18 protein-coding genes are annotated in these 23,968 nt (G+C 61.6%); 3 read left to right on the forward strand and 15 right to left on the reverse strand.

What is annotated here, in order from left to right; translation table 11 throughout:
• Positions 1-18: 18 nt before the first annotated feature.
• From E0L37_RS08175 to E0L37_RS08230, 12 genes are all read right to left on the reverse strand, one after another.
• Positions 19-1,194, reverse strand: coding sequence for a hypothetical protein (locus E0L37_RS08175; protein WP_133491253.1), 1,176 nt, complete (start codon positions 1,192-1,194; stop codon positions 19-21).
• An 89-nt stretch (positions 1,195-1,283) separates the two neighbouring features.
• Positions 1,284-1,937 (reverse strand): hypothetical protein, encoded by a 654-nt coding sequence (locus tag E0L37_RS08180; protein WP_133491254.1) that lies wholly within the window; start codon positions 1,935-1,937, stop codon positions 1,284-1,286.
• Between the two features lie 229 nt (positions 1,938-2,166).
• Entirely contained in the window at positions 2,167-8,757 is a 6,591-nt protein-coding gene (locus E0L37_RS08185) for an autotransporter-associated beta strand repeat-containing protein (protein ID WP_133491255.1), read from the reverse strand.
• Between the two features lie 57 nt (positions 8,758-8,814).
• On the reverse strand, positions 8,815-9,252 hold the full coding sequence (locus E0L37_RS08190) for a hypothetical protein (RefSeq protein ID WP_133491256.1): 438 nt from the start codon (positions 9,250-9,252) through the stop codon (positions 8,815-8,817).
• Positions 9,249-10,283, reverse strand: coding sequence for a hypothetical protein (locus tag E0L37_RS08195; protein WP_133491257.1), 1,035 nt, complete (start codon positions 10,281-10,283; stop codon positions 9,249-9,251). Before E0L37_RS08195 ends, E0L37_RS08190 begins: the two co-directional genes overlap by 4 nt.
• Positions 10,284-10,318: 35 nt before the next feature.
• On the reverse strand, positions 10,319-10,921 hold the full coding sequence (locus tag E0L37_RS08200) for a hypothetical protein (RefSeq protein ID WP_133491258.1): 603 nt from the start codon (positions 10,919-10,921) through the stop codon (positions 10,319-10,321).
• Positions 10,922-11,377: 456 nt separating this feature from the next.
• Positions 11,378-11,743, reverse strand: coding sequence for a hypothetical protein (locus tag E0L37_RS08205; protein ID WP_133491259.1), 366 nt, complete (start codon positions 11,741-11,743; stop codon positions 11,378-11,380).
• 3 nt (positions 11,744-11,746) lie between these two features.
• Positions 11,747-12,349, reverse strand: a complete 603-nt coding sequence (locus E0L37_RS08210) for a zeta toxin family protein (RefSeq protein WP_133491260.1) — start codon at positions 12,347-12,349, stop codon at positions 11,747-11,749.
• Between the two features lie 3 nt (positions 12,350-12,352).
• Positions 12,353-12,772 carry a hypothetical protein gene (locus E0L37_RS08215; protein ID WP_133491261.1) on the reverse strand — a complete coding sequence of 140 codons (420 nt, stop codon included), beginning with the start codon at positions 12,770-12,772 and terminating at the stop codon, positions 12,353-12,355.
• A 172-nt stretch (positions 12,773-12,944) separates the two neighbouring features.
• Positions 12,945-14,477 (reverse strand): BCCT family transporter, encoded by a 1,533-nt coding sequence (locus E0L37_RS08220; protein ID WP_133491262.1) that lies wholly within the window; start codon positions 14,475-14,477, stop codon positions 12,945-12,947.
• Positions 14,474-15,529 carry a helix-turn-helix domain-containing protein gene (locus tag E0L37_RS08225; protein WP_133491263.1) on the reverse strand — a complete coding sequence of 352 codons (1,056 nt, stop codon included), beginning with the start codon at positions 15,527-15,529 and terminating at the stop codon, positions 14,474-14,476. Before E0L37_RS08225 ends, E0L37_RS08220 begins: the two co-directional genes overlap by 4 nt.
• 646 nt (positions 15,530-16,175) lie before the next feature.
• Positions 16,176-16,952 (reverse strand): ferredoxin--NADP reductase, encoded by a 777-nt coding sequence (locus tag E0L37_RS08230; protein ID WP_133491264.1) that lies wholly within the window; start codon positions 16,950-16,952, stop codon positions 16,176-16,178.
• Positions 16,953-17,063: 111 nt separating this feature from the next.
• Between E0L37_RS08230 and E0L37_RS08235 the strand changes: the two genes are divergently transcribed.
• Positions 17,064-17,948: a LysR family transcriptional regulator gene (locus tag E0L37_RS08235; RefSeq protein WP_133491265.1), complete on the forward strand. Its 885-nt coding sequence runs from the start codon at positions 17,064-17,066 to the stop codon at positions 17,946-17,948.
• An 84-nt stretch (positions 17,949-18,032) separates the two neighbouring features.
• On the opposite strand, the gene E0L37_RS08240 is transcribed toward E0L37_RS08235, so the two are convergent.
• On the reverse strand, positions 18,033-18,878 hold the full coding sequence (locus E0L37_RS08240; RefSeq protein ID WP_133491266.1) for an RsiV family protein: 846 nt from the start codon (positions 18,876-18,878) through the stop codon (positions 18,033-18,035).
• Between the two features lie 429 nt (positions 18,879-19,307).
• Here E0L37_RS08240 and E0L37_RS08245 point away from each other — a divergent pair, with 429 nt between their 5' ends.
• Positions 19,308-19,808 carry a hypothetical protein gene (locus E0L37_RS08245; protein ID WP_133491267.1) on the forward strand — a complete coding sequence of 167 codons (501 nt, stop codon included), beginning with the start codon at positions 19,308-19,310 and terminating at the stop codon, positions 19,806-19,808.
• Positions 19,809-19,915: 107 nt separating this feature from the next.
• Here the strand turns inward: E0L37_RS08245 and recG are convergent, their stop codons facing one another.
• The gene (gene recG, locus E0L37_RS08250) at positions 19,916-21,988 is read right to left on the reverse strand and encodes an ATP-dependent DNA helicase RecG (protein ID WP_133491268.1); all 2,073 of its coding nucleotides are present in this window, start codon (positions 21,986-21,988) and stop codon (positions 19,916-19,918) included.
• Between the two features lie 50 nt (positions 21,989-22,038).
• On the reverse strand, positions 22,039-22,941 hold the full coding sequence (locus E0L37_RS08255) for a hydrogen peroxide-inducible genes activator (protein ID WP_133491269.1): 903 nt from the start codon (positions 22,939-22,941) through the stop codon (positions 22,039-22,041).
• A gap of 50 nt (positions 22,942-22,991) precedes the next feature.
• On the opposite strand from E0L37_RS08255, the gene E0L37_RS08260 reads away from it, so the two are divergent.
• Positions 22,992-23,807, forward strand: a complete 816-nt coding sequence (locus E0L37_RS08260; RefSeq protein ID WP_133491270.1) for an NAD-dependent epimerase/dehydratase family protein — start codon at positions 22,992-22,994, stop codon at positions 23,805-23,807.
• The last annotated feature ends 161 nt before the right edge of the window (positions 23,808-23,968 follow it).

Here is a 23,968-nt window from a genome sequence, read left to right on the forward strand (position 1 = left end):
CCCCTGCGACTGTCGGGGTCAGTGAAAAGGTCGATAACGCTCAAAGAAGTGCGTAACGGTAAAAGCCAATGCGCTCAGGGCCGCCAGAAAGAGGACGACGGAGATAATACCCAGCACGGTGCCGACCAGCGTAGCCGTGCGGCCTTCCGGGTTCATGCGACCTTCATGCATGGCGCGCAGATCTTGTACACCGAGAACCCAGGCCATGATGCCTAGAGGTTGGATCGCAAGTAGTGAAACCAGGCCGAGGGCGAGTACCGGGGAGCCGTGGTGATGGGTGGACTGTTGAGCCTCTTCCTCGGTTGAACCTGGAGAACGATGTCGGCATCCGGAAAAAGCCGCGCCGATCAAAAGGAGCAATAGGGAAAGGGTCAGCACGCCCAGGACGCTGCCGCTGATCAAGGCGAGATCCGGCAACGGGCCTCCTGTCGGCAGCCAAAGGCTGACGATGAAGCCGTAAACCACCGGCAAGAGCACCAGAATGCTGGCGATGAACATGAGTAGCGCGGCTTTGCGATCGCGCGACAACAGCAGCGCCGCGAGACTGATACCGACACCAAACTGAACCAGGGTCCGCAAGCCGGGTGGCACGGAGAGCATGGTTGAGCTCGAAACACCGAGAATAAAACAACCCGCCGTGAGCAGAGCCAGAATAAAGACGGTGCAGACGATGATACCGAGGATCATGCCAACCAGGGTGCTGTCCTTTCCTGTTGTTGCCATACGGCCTTCGCGCATGGCACGCAGATCCCGGGCGCCAAGGATCCAGGCAAGCAATCCGACCGGTGGCAGCAGAAAGGAAATCAGGCCAAGCGTCGCAATCAGAGCGCCCCGATGGGCGGGCACCCGGGATGTCCGGTCAGTGTCCAAAGTAACGGTTGCTGGAGGAGGGCCGTGCCGGACGAAGATGGCGGACATCAGCAACAGAACGGTAGAGACGCCGAGTATGCTGTGGATGCTGTTGTTGATAAAAACGCCGGTGATCGATGGGAGTCTGAAAAACGACAGCGCTGGCGCAAGAGCGCCATAGCCCATATCCAGGAGCATCAGAACACTTGCGATCAGAACCAGAAGGGCGGGCACGCGATAATGCCGCATGTGCTTTGCGCTCAGCGAGACCCCGACCAGGAAAGGGATCAGCAGTTGCAGAATATTAAAAGCGGTGAGGATCGACAGATCTGAATCGGCTGACATGGAGTTCCTTCTCCTGAAAACAATAAAATCCAGGTTTCAGTGCAATATTGGCGGGCGCCGTAGCGGCGCCCGCGTCAAATGTGGCCCGCTTAATAGCTCCAATTAGTATTCGCCAAAGCGGCGATAAAGAACCCCACGGCGATCAAGGTAAGCACGAACAAGATAATGGCGATGATACCCAGGATCATGCCCGCCATGGTGGTGCCACGGCCCTCCGGATCCATACGGCCTTCGCGCATGGCACGCAGATCCTGCACGCCGATCACCCAGGGGGCGATGCCCAATGGTTGGAACACCAGCAAAGAGATCAGACCGAGCGTCAGCACAAGGGCGCCGCGATGATTTGGCGCCTGAGCCAGTTGCGGGGGCACGTGGGAAAGTCCCGCGCCGGCATCCTGGTGGGTATTGCCGTCGGTCGCGGCCGGGTTCTTCTCACGACCCACAAAAGCGGCGGAGATCAACAGAAGGGTGGCGGACAGCGTGAGGAGAGCATATACGCCGCCATTGATGGCGCCGTACACCTCCCAGGACAGGGCATCGCCTACCAGAGGTATGATGAAAATCTGGGAAACAACGTTGTATCCTCCTTCCAGGAACAGCAAGACACTGGCGATGATCACCAGAGTCGAGGCTTTGCGCGCCCGCTGCATGTGGATGGCACCAAGAATGACGCCAACGACCGAGGGGATCAGCAAGGGAAGTGCATACATCAGGGAGATCAGCGCTTGGCCTGGATCGAACATGGGAGCTCCTTCTCATTGAGGCGGACAATGAGCGCGATGATCGCATAGGAATGTGGAAGGGCGCCAATCGCGCTGCCGTCGCTTTCCCATGAACTTGCCACGGAGCCGCTGTGGGAAGCGAGCTTGCTCGCGAATAGTCAAAGGCTTGAGCAAACCTCATTCGCGTGCAAGCAAGCGTCCCACAGCGGCTCCGTAGCCTCTACCGCAAGAAGGGTGACACCACGTGTCCTTACCAGTGTACGGAGATCCCCAACTGGCCGAGATGCTCGTCCCCTTGATCATCCACCCGGCCCTGATAATCCAGCGACAATTCGACACGCGGACTCAGTCGTACGGCGGCGCCCAGGCGCGCCTGCAAGCGCGGATCGTTCCGGTCCGCGCCGTACACCGTGAAGGTGTCGCCGGCGTCGACGAATCGGGAGTCTTGTTCGCTCTGGGTGTCGCCAAACGGCTGGACCAGGGCCAGGCCGCCGTGGAGCCGGGTGGGATGGCGGTCTGACCGGAAGGTCCGCCCCAGATCCACGCCCAATTCCGCTTCGCCCAACTGCAGCGTGGTTCTCTCCACCTCCAGACTGGCCGCTCCGGCCCCCGCCTCCTGGAAGCCGCTCCGCTCCAGGCGAGTCATCGCCACCTGGGCGTAAGGCCGTACGTCGGCGCGACCGGCGCTCAGATTCAGGCCACTCTCCAGTGCTACTCGTATGGCCTTGATGGTGCTGGAAGATCGCGCCTGGGTGCCGCTCTCGAAGGTGCGCTTGTGGTCCTGGCTGGTTTCGCCGTAACTCAGATCCGCGCGCAGGTAGAGGGTGCCAGTCAGATCGCGGCGGCCGTAGGCGCCCACGAACCAGCCGTCCAGATCGCCTCCGGCCTGGCGCCGGTCGAAGTCCAGACGCCCTTGGGCCCGCCCCACCGCAACGCCGACGCGTCCTGTTGGCAGAGTCCGGTCCAGCCCCAGGGTCAGGTGCTCGCCGGTCATTTCGTGGCCGGCATTACCGGTGTAGCCGTTGCGCTTTTCCTCGCTGTCCAGCGCGCCGGCCTGCAACCAGACGCCGTTGGCCTCGTCACCGGTCAGGGTACGCTGCTCCCTGGACGCGGTTTCGCCTTGATCCCGTTGCCGCAGCCGATCACCGAACTGGCCGATCAGCCGGTCCGTGGCACTCAGTCCGGCCACCAGGGAATCGCCACTGTAGCGATCGAAGGCGGCCGGGGCCGCGCCGGTCTCCTGGGTGACGATGTCCTGATAGACCGCATGGTCCGGCGCCAGGCTTTCCACCGCACCGGCCACCGAGCGCTGGTTTCGGGTCAACGCGACACTGTCGAACGTGACGTCATTGCGGGTCAGTTCCAGCCGAACGTCGTTGGTTCCGTAGTCCAGACCGGCATCAAGAAAAGCGAAGCGGGATCGGACCGCTTCGAACTGGTCGAGGATCCCCCCATCGGCGCTTAAAATCGTATATTCGGTGAACGGCTGGTAGTCGCCGTCGTTACCCACGTGCAGCACGGAACCGGACAGACTGGCGGTGCCGGTGACGTGGGTCAGATCGCTGTCGGTGTTGTCGGGATCGGTTTCCACCTCGTAGATGGCGCCGTTCTCGAAAGTAAGATCGCCGTCCACGGTGAGGGTGCCGATGCTGTTGCCCGGCGCCAGGGTGCCGCCGGCGGCGATGGTGGTGTCGCCGACGATACCGTCGCCACCAAGCGTACCGCCGTTGTCCACCAGGACCTGGCCGCCCAGACGGCCGCTGACGCTCAATCGGCCCGCGGCCACTTCGGTGGTGCCGCCGAAGCCGCCATTACCGCCGTTGAGTTGCAAATGACCGTCACCGGTTTTAAGAAGCGTGCCGGTGCCGGACAACTGCCCCTGGTACTCGCCATCCTGCTGCTGATCGAAAGTGACACCGCCATCGGCGAACACGGCGAGGTCGCCGTTGAAACGCTCGGCCGCCGTCACCAGTGCCCCGTCATGCACGGACCAGTCCAGGGTCGAGGAGCCGGTCAGTGTGAGGACGCCCCCGCCGTTCTTGATCAGGGTGCCGTCGGTACCGTCGAAGCCGCTGATATTGCCGGTGAAAGTGCCGTCGGTATCCTGTTCGAATACCACGTTGCCGGCGTTGGCCAGATCGCCGCGGATCGAGGTGGCGGTGCCAAACAGGCGGCCCGCCTCGACCAAGGTGTTGCCGTAGTCGTTGTCGCCGCGCAAATGAAGAAGGCCCTCGCCGCGTTTGATCAGGTCGCCGGCGCCGGCCAGGTCTTGATTGACGAAGAATTGCTGTTGAGTGCCGACGATATCGAAACCGCCACCTTGGTCGCCCCAGGTGATCGAGCGCTGGGTGGAGAGGAACTGGCCGTCGGTCACCCGCAATACGCCGCCATTGAAGGTGAGCCCGCCGTCGGTGTTGCCCAGGTTGGCGTCGCTGGCCACGGACAACACCCCGCCGTTGAGAGTGGTGCCGCCGCTATAGGTGTTGTCGCCGCCCAGTACCAGGGTGCCGGCGCCGGTTTTGTTAACACCGTCGGTACCGGCGATAACACTGTTGAGGGTGGCGGTGTAATCCGTGCTGTCGCCACTGCCATCGCCGACACGGATTTCGCCGTCGCCGTCCGTCAGGGTCAACGTGTCGCCTTGCAGGACATAACCGTCACCGGCGAACTGCAGACCGGTGGCCTGGACGTCACCGTCGGTGTCATCCAGCGTGACGGTGCCGCCTTCACCGTTGCCGATGTTGCCGAACACAGCAAAGCCCGGTTGCGGCTGCATCGGCGCGACCACCTCACCGTCGGCGTCGGTCCAACTGGCGGTGGTGTTGGACCATGCCCCGTCACCGCCGTCCGCGTTGTTGCCACTCCAGAAGTTCAAGGTCATGCCGACGGTGTTGAGCAGATTGATCTGGCCCTGATCGTCGAGGAACTGCAGGCTCATCCCCTGTGGCTCATCGGCCAGCAGCAAGCCGCCATTGTTTTGTGTCAGAGTGCCGCTGTAATCGAACAACCGATACAGGCCCACACCAAAACCGCCGTCGTCGATCAGATTGAGTGTTGAGCCGTTGAGGGTCAGATCACCGTTGACGGTGACGCTGTCGCTTTGCCCCAGGGTATGGAAGTCCCCGCCCGGGGCGCCGAACTCGAAATCCAGCAGCGAGCCTTGTGCCAGGGTGAGATCGCCGTCCACGGTGAGGTGGCCCAGGCTGTTGCCCGGGGCCAGTGTGCCGCCAGCCGCAACCGTGGTGTCGCCGATGCTGCCGTCGCCGCCCAGGGCGCCGCCATTATCAACGGTGACCGTGCCACCGAGGGTGCCGTTGACTTTAAGGGTACCGCCTTTGATTTGAGTGATGCCGGTGAACGCCGAGCTTTCACCGGTCAGCATCGTGGTGCCGGCATAGTGATTGATGCGGTGAGCGCCGGAACCCGTGCTTGCGAGCGCGGCGGCAAACACATAATTGTCTTCGCTATGGTTGAAATTGAGCGTCGCGATCCCGTCGCCGAACTCGGCACGCGCGCTTTCCAGCGTGCCGGCACTCACGGCCTGTTCGGTGGCGGCCGCGCCGATATTCAACGTACCGGAGGACGCCGTTGAATCCGCCAAGCGCACGAAGTCCCAATCCGAGGATGTGACGCCTGTTTGCAACCGCCCGCCGCTGGAAAGCGTCAGGTGCCCATCCGCCCCGTCGTAACCGCCGACGATCACCGCGCCGTCATTTACCCACGAACCGTCATTGCGGAGGGAAACCGCCCCGGCGGAGTCATAGTACCGAGCGATCTGCCCTGTCACCCAACTCGTGCCGACATGGGACGTTACGGTGGCGCCGTCATCGATCACCAGCGTGCCGTCGCCCGCGTAGCCCACCTCGATTTCGCCTTGCGTCTCCCAATGGCTTGTCGAGCCGGTGACGGTAACGTTGCCGATGGCGCCCGCGCCATAGCCGATCCGTGCGGCGCCGCTTTCAACGCGCCCGCCATTCTCGACCCGCAATTCCCCCTCGCCGGCCTGCCCGGAACCCCCTACATACAAGGTGCCCGTGTTGCGCCACAGGGACCCCTGGTCCTGGATAATGGCGATGGCCCGGGAGTCCGGGGAGCGGCCGAGGTAGCCGTTGCCGTTTTCCAGAAGGGCGCCGTCACTGAGGCGTAATTCGGCATCGCTGTTGATGTCGCCGATCAGCGCGTTGTTGCTGAAGGTGGCGCGGGTAGCCTCGCCGGTCAGTGCCAGCACGCCCCGGCCATTGACGCCACCCAGGTGCAGATAGCTGCCGGTGAGCCGCGCGCTGTCGCTCAGTAGCAGGGTGCCGCCATCCATTTGCTCACCCCAAGGGGTGCCCGTGCCCCGGCCGATATAGAGGCGGCCGATCTGTTGCTCGCCAGTGAGGGTAAGGGTGCCGGCCCCTTCCTTGATCATGCGGCCCTGGCCGGTGAGGGCGCCGTTATAGTCGGTGTCGTTCGTGTCCTCGAAGGTAACGGAGGCCCCGTCGCCGATGGCAATGTCGCCGGTGAATCGGCCGGCGGAAGTAATCAGACCGCCGCCGTCCACGGCCCAATCCAGTGAGGAAACCCCGTTGAGAGTCAGATCGCCGGCGCCGCGTTTGATCATGGTGCCGTCAGTCTCCCCCAGGCCAGTGACGTTGCCCGCGAAGGCGGCATCGCCGGTCTGCTCGAACACCACGGTGCCGGCATTGGCGATATCACCGCGAAGGGACCCGGTGTCGCCGATCAAGGTGCCGGTCTGCACGGTGGTGCCACCGGTATAGGTATTCGCGCCAGTAAGCCGCAGGGTGCCGGCGCCGGTCTTGGTGAGGCCCTCGCCGCCGGCAATTTCGCTGTCGATGGTGGTGGTCCAGTTTTCGCTGCCGGTGCCGCCGTCGCCGACGCGGATTTCGTTGCCATCGGTGAGGTGTAGCGCGGCGCCAGTGAGCCGATAACCATCGCCGGCGAACTGCAGGCCGGTGGCCCTTATGTCGCCATCGCCGTCATCCAGTGTCACCGTGCCCGCCTCGCCGCCGAAGACAGCGAAGCCCGGCTGCGGCTGCATGGCACCGGTGAAGCGGCCGCTGGCGTCCGACCACACCGCCGAGGTGGTGGACCAGGTGCCGCTGCCACCCCCCAATTGTCCCGGGCCTGCCTGGCCGTTGGCGTTCCAGAAGATCAGGGTCACACCGTCGGCATTGAGCAGGTTGATCTGGCTGGTCAGGTACTGCAGCGACAGTGCCGAGCCGCCCGGCGTGGTGCCGAACAGCAGGCCGCCGTTGCTCTGGGAAAGGCTGCCGCCGTAGTCGAACAGGCGGTAGAGGCCGGCGCCGAAGTCGCCGGTATCGGTGACATTGAGGGTGGTGCCGTTCAGGGCCAGGTTGCCGGCGATATCGAACAGCGCCATTGTGTCCGCTGCACCGAGTTGAACATTGACATGGGCGCCGCTGGAAAGGACGAGATTGCCCTCGAAGGCCAGAGTGTCGCCCTGCACGCCCAGAAGCGTACCGCCGGACGCGATGGTGGTGTCGCCCACCGTGCCGCTGCCGCCCAGCGTGGCGCCGTCTTCCACGGTGAGGGAGCCGCCCAGGGTGCCGTCCACGCGTAGAGCGCCGCCAGTTACCGTGGTGGCGCCGGCAAAGCCGCCGCTGTCGCCGCCCAGGGTCAGAGTGCCACCTTGGACATAGAGCCCCTGGTTCAAACCGGTGACCTCCCCTTCCAACGTCAAAGTGCCGGGCCCGTCTTTTATAAATCGTCCCGCGCCACCGATCTCTCCGCCATAGGCGGTATCCCCGGACTGGCTGAGCCGGCCGACGGCACCTCCCAGTATCAATTGGCCGCCGGAGCCGGAAAGGGCACTCAGCGCCAGGTCGTGGCCGTTCAAGTCGAGGATGCCACCATTGAGGGTGTAGGCGCCGTTCTGGACGAAAGCGCCGGCATTGCCGGCGCGCAGGGTGCCGCCTTCCAGACGGGTAGCACCAATATAGTCATTGCTGCCCGTTAACACGGTGATGCCGGCGTGGTGTTCGATGCCGCCAGTGCCGGTGATATCTGGCGTGAAGGTATAGGTGCCGCTGAGGTCAGTGTGGTTGAACACGATCAAGCCAGTGGCGTTGCGCTCACCATTGTCGCCGCGCCCCATTTCGATCAACGGGGTCTGCACGCGCCCCGGGGCAACGGCGTCCGCGCCCGCATCCGCGCCGATCACCAGGGTGCCGCGGGACGCCTGCTGGCTCGGCGGGGCGTCCCCGAGGACCAGATCGTCCCCGTGGGTGAAGTTGAGCAGGCCGCCGTCCGTGAGCCGGATCGTGCCGGTTGAGCCCCGGCCCACCCAGGCCTCGCCCCGGACGTTCCAGGCCGAACCTGTGCCGGAGATGATCAGCTCCGCCTGTCCGTCTCGCGTCTGGCCCACCAAGTGGTAGCTGCTGTCGCTGTCGAGGCTGCCACCGTCGAGGATGACCACGCGCCCGGAGCGGAAGTGGAACGAGTTGTCGTAGGCCTGCCCGCCGCTGATGACGATGTCCGCGTCGGACCGGCTGATCTCGACCCAGTCCGACGAGGTGGGGATCCCGGAGCACGTGCCGCCCCGGCTGGTCCACTTGTCCGCGTCGAACCAGCTTCCCGTGCCCCCCGTCCACTCGCAGTCCGCCTGCGCGGGCGATGCGTGCAATGTCAAAGCCAGCGCCAGTAGTGACGGCAGTAGCGTGAGGCGGAAGGGGAGTGTCAGTGCCCCTAAAGCGGTTGATAATGCAGCCAGGGCGGTGGCCCGGTGGCTGGAAGCTCTGCCCCGCCTCTTGGTGAATTCGGGCACCGCCTGCCAGGTCCCGGTGCGGCGGTTGAAGAGGGTGCGGTAAATGCGGTTCATGGTGTCTTCCCGTTGATGGTGTAACAAGGCGCGGGCGGAGCGGATTGCTGGCCGTGGTCAGGCGAATATTTCGAACCAGCGGATATCGCCAGGCGGTGGAACCAACCCCGCCACGGCATCGCTGTGACCAAAAATACGAGTGCCGTGCCAGACACCGTTTTGCTGTGCCGCCAACCTTACCCGAGCCGCAAATTCAGCAATGCCAGGCCCGCAAGTGGACAGGTGGATCGACACGGGGACGGCGCCGTTCTCCATGTTGCCCTGGACCAGGGCAAGGAAGGCGTTTTCGTCGATGTCGATGATGCCGGGATCAGCGTTGCCGATTTCACAACCATTGCCGTGGGCGATTACGACCAGAGTGATCGCGCCCGCCAGATTCAAGTGGCAGGGATGAATCTGATCCCAGATGTAACGTGCCTGCACCGGGTTCCAGCCGGGGTTGAGCTGGGTATTGCGGATGTCGTCATCGGTGCTGAGTTCGAATACGGTGGTCATGATGAACGCCAGTGTGTTGTTGTTCGAAGGAGGGCGGAAACTTTGAATATCTCTGGAAATTCGCGGTACTCGTGGTTGGAGGCAATCACCATGGCCACGACGTCCAGGTTGCCGTATCGGTCCGTCCGGTATCCTTCAAATGGATAATCAAAGAGAACCCAGCCGAAGTGTCGCCAGCGTTCAGTTGCTGTTTTCTCGCCGAAAGCGGCAAGCAAGCCGGACATGATGTAAATGCCAAAGATTCCGTACCAGGTGGCACTGGCAAAATTCCAGACCACGTTCTTGTCGGCTTTTTGTGTAAACGCCGAGATGACGTTCGCCAGTTTTTCTTGCGTCGCGCCTGAATCAGGCAGACCTTTGTACTGGTCCTGCACATAGCATTCGTAGCAGCGATGACGGCTCTCCTTTGCCCAGGCGCCTGGCGTGTTATCCTCCCAGGCTATGGGTGTGCCAAGTGTGGGATTCTCATCGATCCGATTGAAAAGAAGGATCTTCCCTCGAACCTCTTTGAGCTTTGGTACTGATTCTGTCCGGATGATTGGGTAGAGGTTCAACAAATCAGATAGGGCGTTAAGAGCATTATCTTTATCATTTTCATGCCCATTCCAGTCATCAACTTTAAGTGACGTGAGCACGGTTTCCGTGCCGTGCGCTTCAAGAAAGCTACCGCATTCTTGCAGTAGCGAGGGAAAACTCTGGAACTCATTGAGCCCGAGCCCGCTGCCTACGTTTCCATGGCAGGTTGTAAATTCATATCGCCGTTCTTCGGATTTCTTGACCTTTAACCGTATATCCATAAGTCTGATGCCGCCTCTGAGCTGATCAGTGACGGAAAAGCGGTGACAAGCGTACGGGTTGAATCCGGTGCTTATCGCGGCGGTGTCGTGTGTGCCTGGGATATTGATTTCGGATATAAGCGTGTCATCACTGATCTGAGAGAGCCAATCAGCGCGATCCGCAGGCGGGTCTCCAAAGGTGGCAATGGTATTGCGTATAAACAAAATCGATGATTTGTCCACGGGCTTTAGCACGACACCTCCCTCCTTTTCTTAAGAAAAGAAGCCCGCTATTTGGATATCCTGAATGAATTGACGTTGGCCGTGATCAGCTTAATCACTCCCTCGGCGACTTTTTGTCCGACTTCCTTGATGATCCAAACGAGTGCCGGTGGTATGCCTTGTGCATCGACGTCTTCGAGACTGGAGGTTGAGCCCTTCTGCGTGTCGTAGCCTGTGATAAGAAAGGCATTCTCGCCCGCTTGTAGAGTGGCGCTGCCATTCTTGTTGGTGATGGCACTCGAGCCTATCCACCAGTTATTGCGCCCCATGGTGCTGCCTTGCCCCAGGTAGACTTCGGACGTTTCGCCGGACTTCCAGTGAATCCTTAAGCCGAAACAAAAGTTCAGTTGGCTCGGTTCCTCATCCATTATCGAGAATGGAGAGAAAAGGTGGCCTCTGCCGCCGCTATCATTGCTGAACTTATTTGCCACCTCGGTTGTTTTATGACGCCCGGCCTGGAACAGGATCAAGAATTGGCCTCCCTCCCGCTTTATCGTCGGTGGTGGATCCATTGGCTGGCCTTTTGACACTGTCCAGCTCCCCGACATGCAGCTGATGTCCTCGATCTCTTCGCTGGATATATACGCGTAATTATCCCGAATCGTTGGCATGGTGATCACTCCCTTGAAAAGGCATTGTGTGCGAACTGATGTTTATGCGCTTTCGGGCACATTATTGGGGTAAACAGAGAGAGGGTGTTATGCGAGGCGTCTCAGGCGACTTTGCAAGATGTCTCAGGGGCAGAATATTGTGCGCCATCAACGTATAAAGCCATGGAACTCTCTACCCCCGGATGACCGGGTGTTTTTCAGAAGTTACCTGGAGCGCGGACCGCTCTTATTATTTGGCGGTTTGGAGTGGGTTTTTCTTGCACCATGGCAAAAAAAAGGCCATGGTTTGAATCGTCATTCGGGGATATTGCGTTCCCGCATGTCGGTTTCATGATTTGGTTTTCATAGCTTTCTTCATTTCTCCTTCCCGGCTTTGCCGGGCCTGGCCGGAGCAGCCCCATGGACGGGGCCTCCGGTTCGGGGTTTCCAATCTCTCTTCGCTTTTCACACTGGCGGTCAGCGATCGTCGGAGAGGGTCAGTGTGCCGCCTTGGTTCAGGGACTCGGTGATTTCTCCGGCGCTTTTGCCGTTAAAACCGTCCTCCCCGGCGGACAGCCGCAGGCTGCTTGTGTCGATGACACTTTGCAAGGTGGGCGAAGTCAGCAACAGGCCATCCACGAACAGATGGATTTGCCGGCCCACACGGTCGCGTGTGAAATCCGCCAGGGCTTGCCGGCTTTCCGGTTCAAGCACGATATCAATGACGTCGCCGCTGGTGTCGGATGACGGGCTCTTCTTCGCGCTGTCCACATGCAGGGTTACCGTTTCCGCTTGTATCGCGGTGGACAGCAACAACATCGGAAAATATTTCAGAATACGCATGGCTTAGTCCTTCTCCTGGCCGAACAGCAAAGTGTCGACCCAGTCCGGTTGTACATTGGTAAGGGGAGTGTATTGCCCTGCCTCCACATGACCCACTCGTAAAAGCGGAACTTCCGCGCTACTGTTGTCGATCAGATGGGCTTGATCGCAAAGCGGCAGGGCCAGGCGCACATGCCTGAAAGTGCGGGGCAAACGGGAGCGGATCTTGTCGGCCGGAACCTGGTGTCCACCTTCCTCGGTGCGCTGATGAACACGGGCCTGGTTGAGTTGCGGATCACCCAGGTGAATGAAAACCAGGATTACCTGATAATCTCCGGCTTTCGCGTCGGCGATAAAGTCAATTTTGGAAGGGTGCGAAAACACCGTCTCGTAGCAAAAACTTTGCCCCTGACGAATCAGTATATCGCGCAGTTGCCGGGCCAGGGCGGCGGCCTGATAGCTATGCGCTTCCGGGGCCTGGGGAAAGCGTTGGCGGGCGATCACATCCGCATTGACGAATGGCAGTCCGGTGCTCCGCAGTGCTTCCCGATGAAAGGTGCTTTTGCCGGCACCGTTGCCGCCTACCAGAATCCACAACTGTTTTTCCGGCGGGGGTTGCGAGGCCATGATTCAGTTCTCGTTGGTGAAAGTATCGGCAACGAAAGTACCGTCAACGAACCGCCCCACGCGAATTTCGCCGGAGGCGCTGATCTGCTCCAGACGGCCGGGATGCCGGCGCGAGGCCTGGTAGCGCACGGCACAGGAGGAGACCCGTTGGTTCAGGGTGCCGGCAGCACGGCGGGCCTCCAGATTGTCGAATACCGTCTCGGTTGTGACCGGATTGGCCACTGTCCGCTCCACCCGCAGAGTGGCAATGCCCGCCGTGATCTCCAGGAGGTCCTGTGGACTGAGCTGTTGCGCCACGGCGCGGCCCAGATCGGCCCATTGCTCGATCTGCTCGGCGGCGCTGCGATGCAGCAGCTCTCCATAGGTTTTGGCGGCATCCATCAATTCCGATTGCAGCCGGACCGGCGAGGCGGATTTACCCATGAGTGTCTCCCAATCATCGCTTTTGATTGTTTGTAGCATTTTGCTACAAGGCTCGCAATGGCGAATATCGTCGGCTTTGTAGAGGGGTTTGTGGGAAGCTGCCTTGGCAGCGAATTGATGTATAGGCGCACAGGCTCTAAGGGCGCCCGTGAATTGTGGACGGGATAACGGCTCAGCTTTCCGACTCGACTTGGGCACTTTGCCTGGTGGCTTGCGTGAGCATCCGGATCAAACTGCCGGCGCTGCCAAGTACGATGACCAAACCGGGCAGCCCGGCCAGGTTGGCGAGCATCTTGATGCCGTCCACCCCCAGATAGGTGGCGCTGCTCCAACCCACGGCGCCGATGATGGCCGCCCAGAGCAGTTTGATGGTGAAGGGCGAGGTCATGGCTTCCGCCGTCACTGCCCGGGTGCACAGGCCACCGATGGCATCGGTGTTGGAGTCGGCGGCGGTGATGAAGGAGATCAGACAGGCGAAGATAAAAAACAGGCCGAGGACAAAACTGCCGGGCAGATAACTGAACAACTGATAGGAAATGGCCGCCAGTCCCTGGTCCTTATAGGTCTGGTACAAAGCGCCATGGTCGTGGATGTCGAAATACAGCGCTGAGGCGCCAAAGGCGGAGAACCAGAGGATGCCGAACGCCGAAGGCAGCACCAGATTGACGAGAATGAACTGACGCACCGTATAGCCCCGGGCGATTTTGCCGAGGAACAGGCAGGACAGAGGCGCCCAGGCGAACCAACTGGCGAAGAACGCGGTGGTCCACCAGGCGGACCATTGGCTGGATGCGGGCTCCCGGGTCATCAGATGGCGTGGAAAAAAATCGCCCAGATAGGCGGTCAGGGCGTCACCACTTACCCGGAGAATAAAGTCGCCCGGCCCCACCAGTAGCAGATAGAGCATCAGTGCGATGAACAGCACGGCATTGACGCGGGCAAGCAATTGGATGCCACCGCGAAGGCCGGTGGCCGCCGATAATAACGCCACGGAGATAATGAACGACGCGGCCAGCGCGTAGACCGTGCCGCTCTTGGGGATGTCGAACAGTACCCGCAGGCCGTCACCGATCAGCAGCAGGCCGCCGCTCAATACCGCGGACATGCCGACCACCACGGAAAACAAAACCAATCCGTCCACCAGCTCTCCGAAGCGGCCCTGAAACCGGTCGCCGGCCAACGGGCGCAACAGAGTGCCGATGGAAAAGCCATATCCGTGATTGTGAAAGCCGAGCGCGAAGGTCAGCGCTGTCACCGTATAAATGGCGTAAGGGGCCAGGGTCCAGTGAACGAACAGGGAAGACATGGCGAACCGAAGGGCGCCATCACTGCCAGGGCGGGAGCCGGAAAAAGCCGGCGGTTCATGAAAATGCACCACCGGTTCCGCCACCGCCCAGAACAGAATGCCCATGGCGATGACCGTGGTCAGGGATACCGAGAACCAGCGAAACGGCGAATAGATCGGCTCGGCCGTGGCACCGCCGATGCGTACCTTGCCAAGAGGCGAGATGAAGGTCGCCAGGCACAGTAGCAACAGGCCCAGAGCCGAGTAGAGAAAAAGGGGCGACAAAGTATGGATCAGTATGGTGTTGATCTGGGTGGTGATGTCGATGAAGCGCCGCTGGTCAATGGCGATCAGGATCAGCGCGGCCAGCATGGCGATCAGGGCGGGCCAGAAGGCGATGGGTTTGAGCTGCCGGATCACCGGGATTGATGCCGCTGACGAAGATCGCGGGGCCGCACGCCAAAGCGTTGACGGAACAGGCGGCTGAAACTGGCACTGTCCAGAAAGCCGCAACGGGCGGCGATGTCGGCGATGCTCCACTGATCCGGCGCGCGTGTCAGCAAGCGGTGCACCCGGCGCAGCCGTGCCTCTCGCAGATAGCCGGCCACGGTAAGATCATGTTCGGCGAAGGCCCGGTAAAGCGTCGCTCGGGAGCAGCCCAACTGGCGCGCCAGTTGCCCCGTGTCCAGATTCGGGTCGGCCAGATGACGGTGGATGAACTGGCGGGCCGCGAACAACAACGAGGGGGGATTGTGTTCCGGTGCCCCGCCGATGGCATTGAGCGCGCTGAAGGTCAACTCGATGATGTGGTCGAGAACCAGTGCCTGCTGTGAGCGGTTCAGATTGGCGCCGTGCTTGGCCATGAGTTGTAGTTGATCGCGCAGGAACGGAAACAAAGGATGATGTTGTAACGCTGGAATCAGTTTGCTGGGTGCGGGCAGATCGCTCCCCAGGGCCTGGCGCACGGCCTGCCGGTCCAGGGAAAGGTGCAAGCCGCCATGGGCGTTCCAGGCGACCTGGGACGGGCGGGCGGAATCATAGGCGAAAAGCTCCCCCGGGCCGGCCCGAAGCGGCCGGTCTCCGGTTTGTTGATGATGGCGCTCGCCGGCCAGAACCAGCCCCAAGTCCAGCCGCTCCTCATCATCGGCCAGGCAATGGCGGCGTGCTCGATAACCGGACACCGGGTCCGATGTATACCAATACAGATTACCGCGCGGCGCGATCAGCGCGGTGCTCCGGGCCAGGAATCCGCGTCGCTGGGTGTTGTCGGGAACATCGGCCTCGAAACCGTAGAAAACGGTTTCCCGCCAGTAGTCGTAGGCATCCCGGGGACGCAGGGCATCGGTGGAGAGCGTCAGGAAGACACAGTCCCGGGGCTGGCCATAGCGCGGCGACCAGCGCCCATGCTCCGGTGTCCATTCCCAAATGTCCGGTGTCCAGTCCCACTGTGCCGCTGAGTGCCGCTTATCCAAAACCCGCCCCGCTGCATGGCATTATTCTAGTCTTTGCTCATGTTATGCCGTGGAGAGGCTTGAAAATCAACAGAGAGAGCGACCAGACCGTGCCATGCAGCCGCCGTGGGAAGCTTGCTTGCAAGCGAATAGTCCAAACCACCTGGGCGAATCCCATTCGCTTGCAAGCAAGCTTCCCACAGGGGTTTCGTGACGCAACACGCAACACGCAACACGCAACACGCAACACGCAACACGCAACACGCCGGCACGCTTTGAAAACCACTCGGGCATGACGGGGTTGCTTTGAATGCGTGTCCCCAAGGCCGGCCAGCGGGCCTTGGGTTTGGCGTGCCGGCGTGTTGCGTGTCAGCGTGCCAGCGGATGGTGGGACAGCAGTGGCCGAGAGCCATTTTTAACGTTGCTCTGCGACGGCCCGGAGGGTGATCGCCATGGACGGCGGTCATAAAAAATTGCCGGGAGCAATTTTTAACGTTGCTGTGCGACGGCCCGAAGGGTGATCGCCATGGACGGCGGTCATAAAAAATCGTCGGGAACGATTTTTAACGTCACTTCAGTGACGGCCCGGGGGTGACCGCCATGGATGGCGGTCATAAAAAACCCCGCGCGAGGCGGGGTCAAAAAACAGATTCAGCGCTTGGTGCGATTACTTCTCCACGAAGGCCCGTTCGATCACGTACTCGTGGATATGGCCGCCACGACTTTCACGGAAGCCCCAGCCATCCAGAAGGTTGGTAAGGTCCTTGAGCATGGCCGGGCTGCCGCACAGCATGAAGCGGTCTTCTTCCAGGTTGGGTTGGGGCAGGCCCAGATCCTCGAAGATTTTGCCGGAATCCATCAGGTTGGTGAGCCGGCCCTGATTGCGGAACGGTTCCCGGGTGACGGTGGGGTAGTACTTCAGTTTGCCCTGGATCATGTCGCCGAAGAACTCGTTGTTGGGCAGTTCGTCCTGGATCATGTCCTGATAGGCCAGTTCCGAAACGAAGCGCACGCCGTGGGTCAGGATCACCTGGTCGAAACGCTCGTAGATTTCCGGATCCTTGATGATGCTCAGGAACGGCGCCAGGCCGGTACCGGTGGAGAGCAGCCACAGCCGCTTGCCCGGCAGCAGGTGGTCCGCCACCAGGGTGCCGGTGGGTTTGCGGCTCACATAGATCTTGTCGCCCGGCTTGATCTTCTGCAGCTGGGAGGTGAGCGGACCGTCCGGCACCTTGATGCTGAAGAACTCCAGCTCTTCCTCGTGATTGGCGCTGGCGATGGAATAGGCGCGCAGCAGAGGGCGACCGTTGTCCTGTTCCAGACCGATCATGGTGAAATGACCGTTCTTGAAGCGGAAGCCCGGGTCACGGCTGGTGGTAAAGCTGAACAGGGTGTCGTTCCAGTGCCGAACACTGGTAACCGTTTCAGTATTCAGATTCGACATAAGCTAATGCGCCTTTATTCCAAAATACTTTAATTGATGAGAATGTAACCCTTTTACTCATATCGGTAAAATGCGTTATTCCGATATTTGATATCGACCCTGGTAATAACGATGAGATACACCCTGCGACAACTGGAGGTGTTCCTCGCCGTGGCCCATCACGAGAACGTGAGCCGGGCGGCACGGGATCTGAACATGTCTCAGTCCGCCGCCTCCGGCGCTCTCAAGGAGCTGGAAGCCCAGTTCGACATCAAGCTGTTTGAACGTGCCGGAAAAAAGCTGCGGCTCAACGAACTGGGGCGTCAGCTTTGGCCCAGAGCGGAAGCTCTGTTGGGGCAGGCCCGGGATCTGGAGTCCGGTTTGCAGGCTCACCAGGAGTTGGGGCGCCTCAAGGTCGGGGCCACACTGACAATTGGTAACTACCTGGCGGTGAATATCATGGCTCGGTATATGGCGGAGCAGCCCGGGGCCCAGGTGAAACTGGAGGTGGCGAATACCGCCACTATTGTCGACCGGGTGCTGGCCTTCGATCTGGATATGGGGTTGATCGAAGGGGAAATCAACCACACCGACCTGGAATTGTTGCCCTGGCGAGAGGACGAACTGGTGGTGTTCTGCGCTCCTGATCACCCGCTGGCGAAACAGGAAACGCTATCCGACGAAGACCTTTTAACCGCTACCTGGATTGTACGCGAAACCGGATCGGGAACGCGACAGACCTTTGAGCGGGCCATGCACGGCCTTCTGTCCAGCCTGAAGTTGTTGCTCGAACTGGAGCACACCGAAGCGATCAAACGGGCGGTGGAAGCCGGCCTGGGTATCAGTTGTCTGTCCCGGGTGTCACTGCGCGAGGCGTTCCGGCGTGGTTCCCTGGTTCCCCTGACCGTGCCGGCGCGGGATTTCAGCCGTGAGTTCTATTTCGTACTGCACCGGCAGAAATACCGCAGCCCCGGCGTCGAGCGCTGGCTGGAGCTGTGCCGGCAATCGCCGGAATGAGAGGGGCATTCGCGGCCCAGGCCGCTTCCCACAAAGGGAACTATGGAACCGCTGTGGGAAGCGGCCTGGGCCGCGATAAAACGATCAGGGCAGGTAGCGCTCGCGAATCAGGCCATCCAATTTGTTCCAGGGCACGGTCAGTTCCGGCTGCCCCATGGCGTAGGGGCCGATGCTGTAAACATTGTAGTGCAGCTCCACACCATCGTAGGTCATATCAAAATCGCCGGTCTGCTGAAACGGCCAGTTGTCGCGAAACTCATCATCGGCCTGCGCTTCCTGTTCCAGCCATCGAACGTGCGCCTTGGCGGCTTCGGCCCAGAACGCCTCTTCTTTCCCCGGTTGCAGGATGTCCGCCAACTCAATGCGGCGGAGCTCCCGACGGTCCCAGTTGAGCAGCTGGAGCACGGGCATACCGTGGGCGCCACCGGTGAATTCATAGGTTTCCAATTGCAGGTTGGCGATATCACGCCACTCGCCTCCCACCGCCACTTTGGAGGTCAGTTCCCAGCCGATCGAGCTGTCCGCGACCTCCGCTTTTCGGGCGTCGGCGAGAAAACGGTCGGCGACCTCGGCCAGAGACGACACGCCTTCATCTTCGCCATTGCTCAGCTGGTGGATGAGCGAATTTTCCAGAGCCTCGGTGAGCGCCGGGTCCTCGGGGAATGTCAGCCACTGTAGCGTCACTGATGAACAGGGATCCTCGGGGCAGGGTTCGCTTTTCCGTTCCAGTGTTTGCGGCTTCGATACCAGCGGCGTATCGCCGCCATGGTCGGCGGGGTCGGCGGGGTCGGCGGGTTGCTTATCGGGCGGGGTCGAAGTGGTCTCCTGAGCGTCTTGTCGGGTGGTCTGATCGGGCCGGGCCGGCGCGTCACTGTCACCACAGCCGGTCAGGAACAGCGTGAACATCAAGGAGGAGAGCAGCAGGCGCATAACCAGGTCCTTGGTCAGGATTGCGGAAGGCCCAGTGTGCCGTAATGCCAGCGGAGGGAAAAGATGAGCCCGGGCTCTAAGAGCCTGTTCACGATCTTTACGCCACCGCGCCGGAGTTCATTTTTTGTCAGGCCGTGATTTCGATTGTGCTATGTAGTCCGTCTACATGAACAAGCGTAATCATGGCCTGGCGGACTCTCCACCTAAAGAAAGTGGGGCCCGGCCCTTCGGGTTGCGCTGGAAAAGCCGCCAGAGGACGCCCCGGCCTTTGCCTTTGGCCCCACCAAAGCCTGCAGTCCGTGACGCCCTCTGGCGGCTTTTCCAGCAGCAACGCGGTGGCGTAAAGATCGTGAACAGGCTCTTACAGTCTTTTGCACGAAAGCGCCGCGCAAATCGGCACAATAGAGGCTGTGCTATAGGAGAGTTTTTATGCGTCATTCCCTCTTGATGGCGGCGACGTTGATGGTGGCGACGACCTCGCTGAGCTGGGCGCAAAGCGACACCACCGAAGGCGTCCCCAATGTGAAGCAGCCTGACCAGGAGAACGTTCAGGCGCAGTTGAACGACACCTGGCAGGAAATCCGCAACTACGGCGTGGAGCAAAAGGAACGTGCTCTCGAGGCGGCTCGCCAGGGGCTCGACATGCTCGATGAGAACATCGACGAGCTGCAGAAAGACATGGACGAGGGCTGGGACACTCTGTCCGAGCAGGCCCGCGCGAACAAGGAGCAGGCGCTGGAGAACCTGAAGAAGCAGCGCGAGGAACTGGGCAAGGAGTACAGCGAACTTCAGGAGGCCACGCGCGGAAACTGGGAAGCGGCGAAGAGCCGTTTCGGTCAGGCTTGGGAGGCCGCCAAGGACGGCTGGCGGGAACTGACCAGGCCGGCGGAAAAAAGTGACGCCAAGGACGACGGCACTATTTCCATCTAAGCGTTAGTGCTCCATCAGGCATCGAGACGATCATTCGCCGCCAAGGCAGCTTCCCACGGAGGGGCTACGGAGCCGCTGTGGGAAGCTGCCTTGGCGGCGAATACAGTCTAAATATCCGCGTAATCCTCGCCGCCGTTGAGCCATCGGCGCAACAAACGTTCCACCCGCGCCGGGTGGCGTGCCAACAAGGTCTCGGCCAACTCGCGAGCCGGCTCCATCAGGGCCTCATCGCGAACCAGGTCGGCGATGCGGAAGGCCAGCTCCCCGGTCTGCCGCGTGCCGAGCCATTCGCCGGGGCCGCGCAGTTTCAGATCTTCCTCGGCGATGACGAAGCCGTCGGTGGTCTCCCGCATCACCGCCAGGCGCCGCTTGGCGGTCTGCGACAGCGGGGTTTGATACAGCAGCAGGCAATAGCTCTGACCTCCGCCCCGGCCCACCCGGCCACGGAGCTGGTGCAACTGCGCCAGCCCCAGACGTTCCGCGTTCTCCATCACCATCAGAGTGGCATTGGGCACGTCCACGCCCACCTCGATAACGGTGGTGGCCACCAGAAGATGCGCTTCGCCAGCAGCGAAGCGCGCCATTCGCTGCGCTTTGTCCTTTGCCTTCAGGCGGCCGTGTACCAGCTCCACCTTGAGTTCCGGCAGCGCTTCGCGCAGTGTCTCGAAAGCCGCTTCCGCCGCCTGGGCCTGCAACTCGTCGGATTCCTCGATCAGCGTGCACACCCAGTAGGCCTGGGCGCCTTCCAGGCAGGCGGAGCGGATCCGGGCAATCACATCATCACGGCGTGAAGTGGGTAACACCAGGGTTTGAATCGGCTTGCGCCCGGGAGGCATCTCATCGATCACCGAGGTATCCAGATCGCCGTAGACACTCATCGCCAGAGTGCGGGGGATCGGTGTGGCGGTGAGCGTGAGCTGGTGTGGCACCTGGTTGCCGAAACGGCCTTTCTCCCGTAGTGCCAGGCGTTGCTGAACGCCGAAGCGGTGCTGTTCGTCGATGATGATCAGGCCGAGCCGCTGGAAGGCCACCGCGTCCTGGAATAAGGCGTGCGTGCCCACCACCATGGCGGCGCTGCCATCAGCCAGGGCCGCCAGGGTTTCCCGGCGCGCCTTCTGGCCCAGGCTGCCGGCCAGCCAGTGCACCGGAATTCCCAGCGGCGCCAGCCAGTGCTCGAAGTTGGCCCGGTGCTGTTCCGCCAGCAACTCGGTGGGGGCCATCAACGCCACCTGATAGCCCGACTCGATGGCGGTCAGCGCCGCCGCCGCGGCCACCAGCGTCTTGCCCGAGCCCACGTCGCCTTGCAGTAATCGTAGCATGGGATGATCCCGGCGCAGATCGGCGCCAATCTCCTCGATCACCCGGTCCTGCGCGCCGGTGAGCGCGAACGGCAGGCTTTGCAGTAGCTTGCGAAGCAGGGCGTCACCATCGAGAACCGGGGCCGCCAGGGTCTTCTGCCCGGCGCGCTTGGACAGCATGCCCAACTGGTGCGCCACCATTTCTTCCATCACCAGGCGCTTCACCGCCGGATGGTTGCCGTCCAGCAGCAGATCCACCGGGTCCTCGGGACCCGGGTGATGCAACATTTCCAAAGCACTGGCGAGACTGGGCAGGTGTCGCTGATCCAACAGGTCAGCGGGAATCAGATCCTCGGGAACATGCTCGCGCAGAATATCCAGTGCCTGGCCGGCCAGATTGCGCAGTTGCCGCTGGCTGACGCCCTCGGTGGTGGGATAGACCGGAGTCAGCGCCCGCTCCAGCGGCGGCAGGTCCGGGCCGAGCTGATACTCGGGGTGATAGAACTCCAAGCCGGCGGCGCCGGGGCGGGGCTCGCCATAGACCCGGATCGGGCGGCCCTTTTCCAGGTTGTTCTTTTGCGCGGCGCTGAAGTGATAAAAGCGCAGGGACACCAGGCCTGTGCCATCGGCGATCTTGCACAGCAGTGAGCGACGCTTGCCGAACACCACGTCGGCGGCCAGGATCTCCCCTTCGATCACCACGCCTTGTTCCGGGCGCAGAGCACCGATGGGGGTGATACGGGTACGGTCCTCGTAACGGAACGGCAGGTGGAAGATCACATCTTCCACCGTCCTTAAACCCAGACGTTCCAGTTTCTCCGCGGCTCGGGGGCCGACTCCCTTGAGCCGGGACAGGCCCATTTCCGCCAGTGATACCGCCATTGCTCGCTATGTCGTCGCAGTGAATGGGAGACGGCGGCGCGGAGACAGTCTCAGGCCGCCAGGCCTTCGCGGGGTACCGCGTGGCGCAGCACCTCAATGGCCTTGGGCCGGGGGAAGCTGTCCCGCCAGACCAGGGCGATGGTGCGTGACGGCACCGGTGCGGTGAACGGGCGCACGGCGAAGGTGCTTTTGTCGTAGCCGTGCTGATACAGCGCGGAATCCGGCAGCACCGTGATGCCCAACCCGGACGCGACCATGTGACGCAGGGTTTCCAGAGAGCCGCCCTCGATCTGCACCAGATTGCGCTGGCGCTCGGAATTGATCGCCGGGCACAGCTCCAGCACCTGGTCGCGGAAACAGTGGCCTTCGCCGAGCAGCAGCAGGGTTTCGTCCAGCAACTGCTCAGGACGAATGTGTTGCTGCTTGGTCCACGGATGGCTCGCCGGCAGCAGCACGGAGAAGGATTCCTCGTACATCTTGGCCCGCACCAGGCCGCCACCGGAGAACGGCAGGGCGACGATGATGGCGTCCAATTCCCCGCGTTCCAGTTTGCCGCGCAGCACGTGGGTGTAGTTTTCCTCAATGAACAGCGGCATCTCCGGCGCTTCCGAGTGCACCCGTGGCACCAGGGTCGGGAACAGATAAGGGGCCACGGTGAAGATGGCGCCCACCCGCAGCGGCGAACCGAGCTGGTCGCGCTGGCTCATCGCCATTTGCTCCAGCAAATCGGCCTGTTCCAGTACCCGTTGTGCCTGGGCCACAATAGGCTCCGCCTGGGGCGTGACCACCACCTCCCGTGGGCGGCGCTCGAACAGGGGCATGCCCAGCTGTTCCTCGAGCTTCTTGATGGCGGCGCTGAGCGTGGGCTGACTGACATTGCACACCTGGGCGGCGTGACCGAAGTGGCGCTCGCGAGCCAAAGCGACCAGATAGCGAAGTTCTGTTAGCGTCATGGCAATAATATGTAGAGGCAATTGTGACCATTGTGCCCAAGAGGAAACCGATGAGCCATATCCTAATTGCCGGATTGGGAGATCTGGGCGGCGGCCTGGCGCGGGCGCTGAGTGACGAAGGTCACCGGATCAGTGCCATTCGCCGGAGTCCTCGGGCCCCCAGCGGGGTCCAAGTGTATGCCCAGGACCTGGTTCGCGATACCCCCGTGCTGCCGCCGGAGCCGGTGGACCTGTTGGTGATCGTGATGACGCCGTCGGAATACTCCGAGGCCGGCTATCAGGAGGCTTATGTGACCGCGCCTGGCCGTTTGCTGGACGCCCTGGAGCAGCGCCAACCATTGCCGCCGACCCTGTTTGTCTCCAGCACGGCGGTTTACGGTGATCTGCAAGGGGACGTGGACGAGGACACCTCGCCGTCCCCGCGGCGTTATAACGGGCAGGTGATGCTGGCGGCGGAGGAAGCCATCAGTGCCCGGGCGCCGTCCACGGCGGTACGTTTCTCGGGTATCTATGGGCCGGGCCGCACGCGTCTGCTGCGCAAGGTGGAACGGCTCAGCCAGGGACAGGAAGCGCCACCAGCGCCGGTGTGGACCAATCGTATCCACCGGGACGACTGTGTCGGCATGCTGCACACCCTGGCCAGGCGTTGGCTGGCCGGGCAAACGGTGTCACCGGTGGTGCTGGGCACCGACAACCATCCGGTCAGTAATCTGACGGTGTACCGCTATCTGGCCGAGCTGCACGGTTGGCCGCTGACACTGGAGGAGGCCCCGCCCGGCGGCAAGCGGCTGTTCAGCCGGTTTATCGCCGAAGGCGGCTACCGCCTGCGTTATCCGGATTACCGGGCGGGGTATCGGGGCCTGTAGACATAAATCCAGGGGTCATCACTACAAAGTCGCTGTGGGAGATTCTATGTTGGAGATCAAGCGATTTGGCCCTCCGATTGATAGAGGGTTTTGTGCTTCATCAGGGCAAAGGCGATACGAGCGAGTTTGCGGGCGAGTATGACCAAGGCCTGGGTTTTCTT

Origin of the sequence: Alcanivorax sp. 24, from assembly GCF_004360225.1 — a bacterium.
Taxonomy (GTDB): domain Bacteria; phylum Pseudomonadota; class Gammaproteobacteria; order Pseudomonadales; family Alcanivoracaceae; genus Alloalcanivorax; species Alloalcanivorax xiamenensis.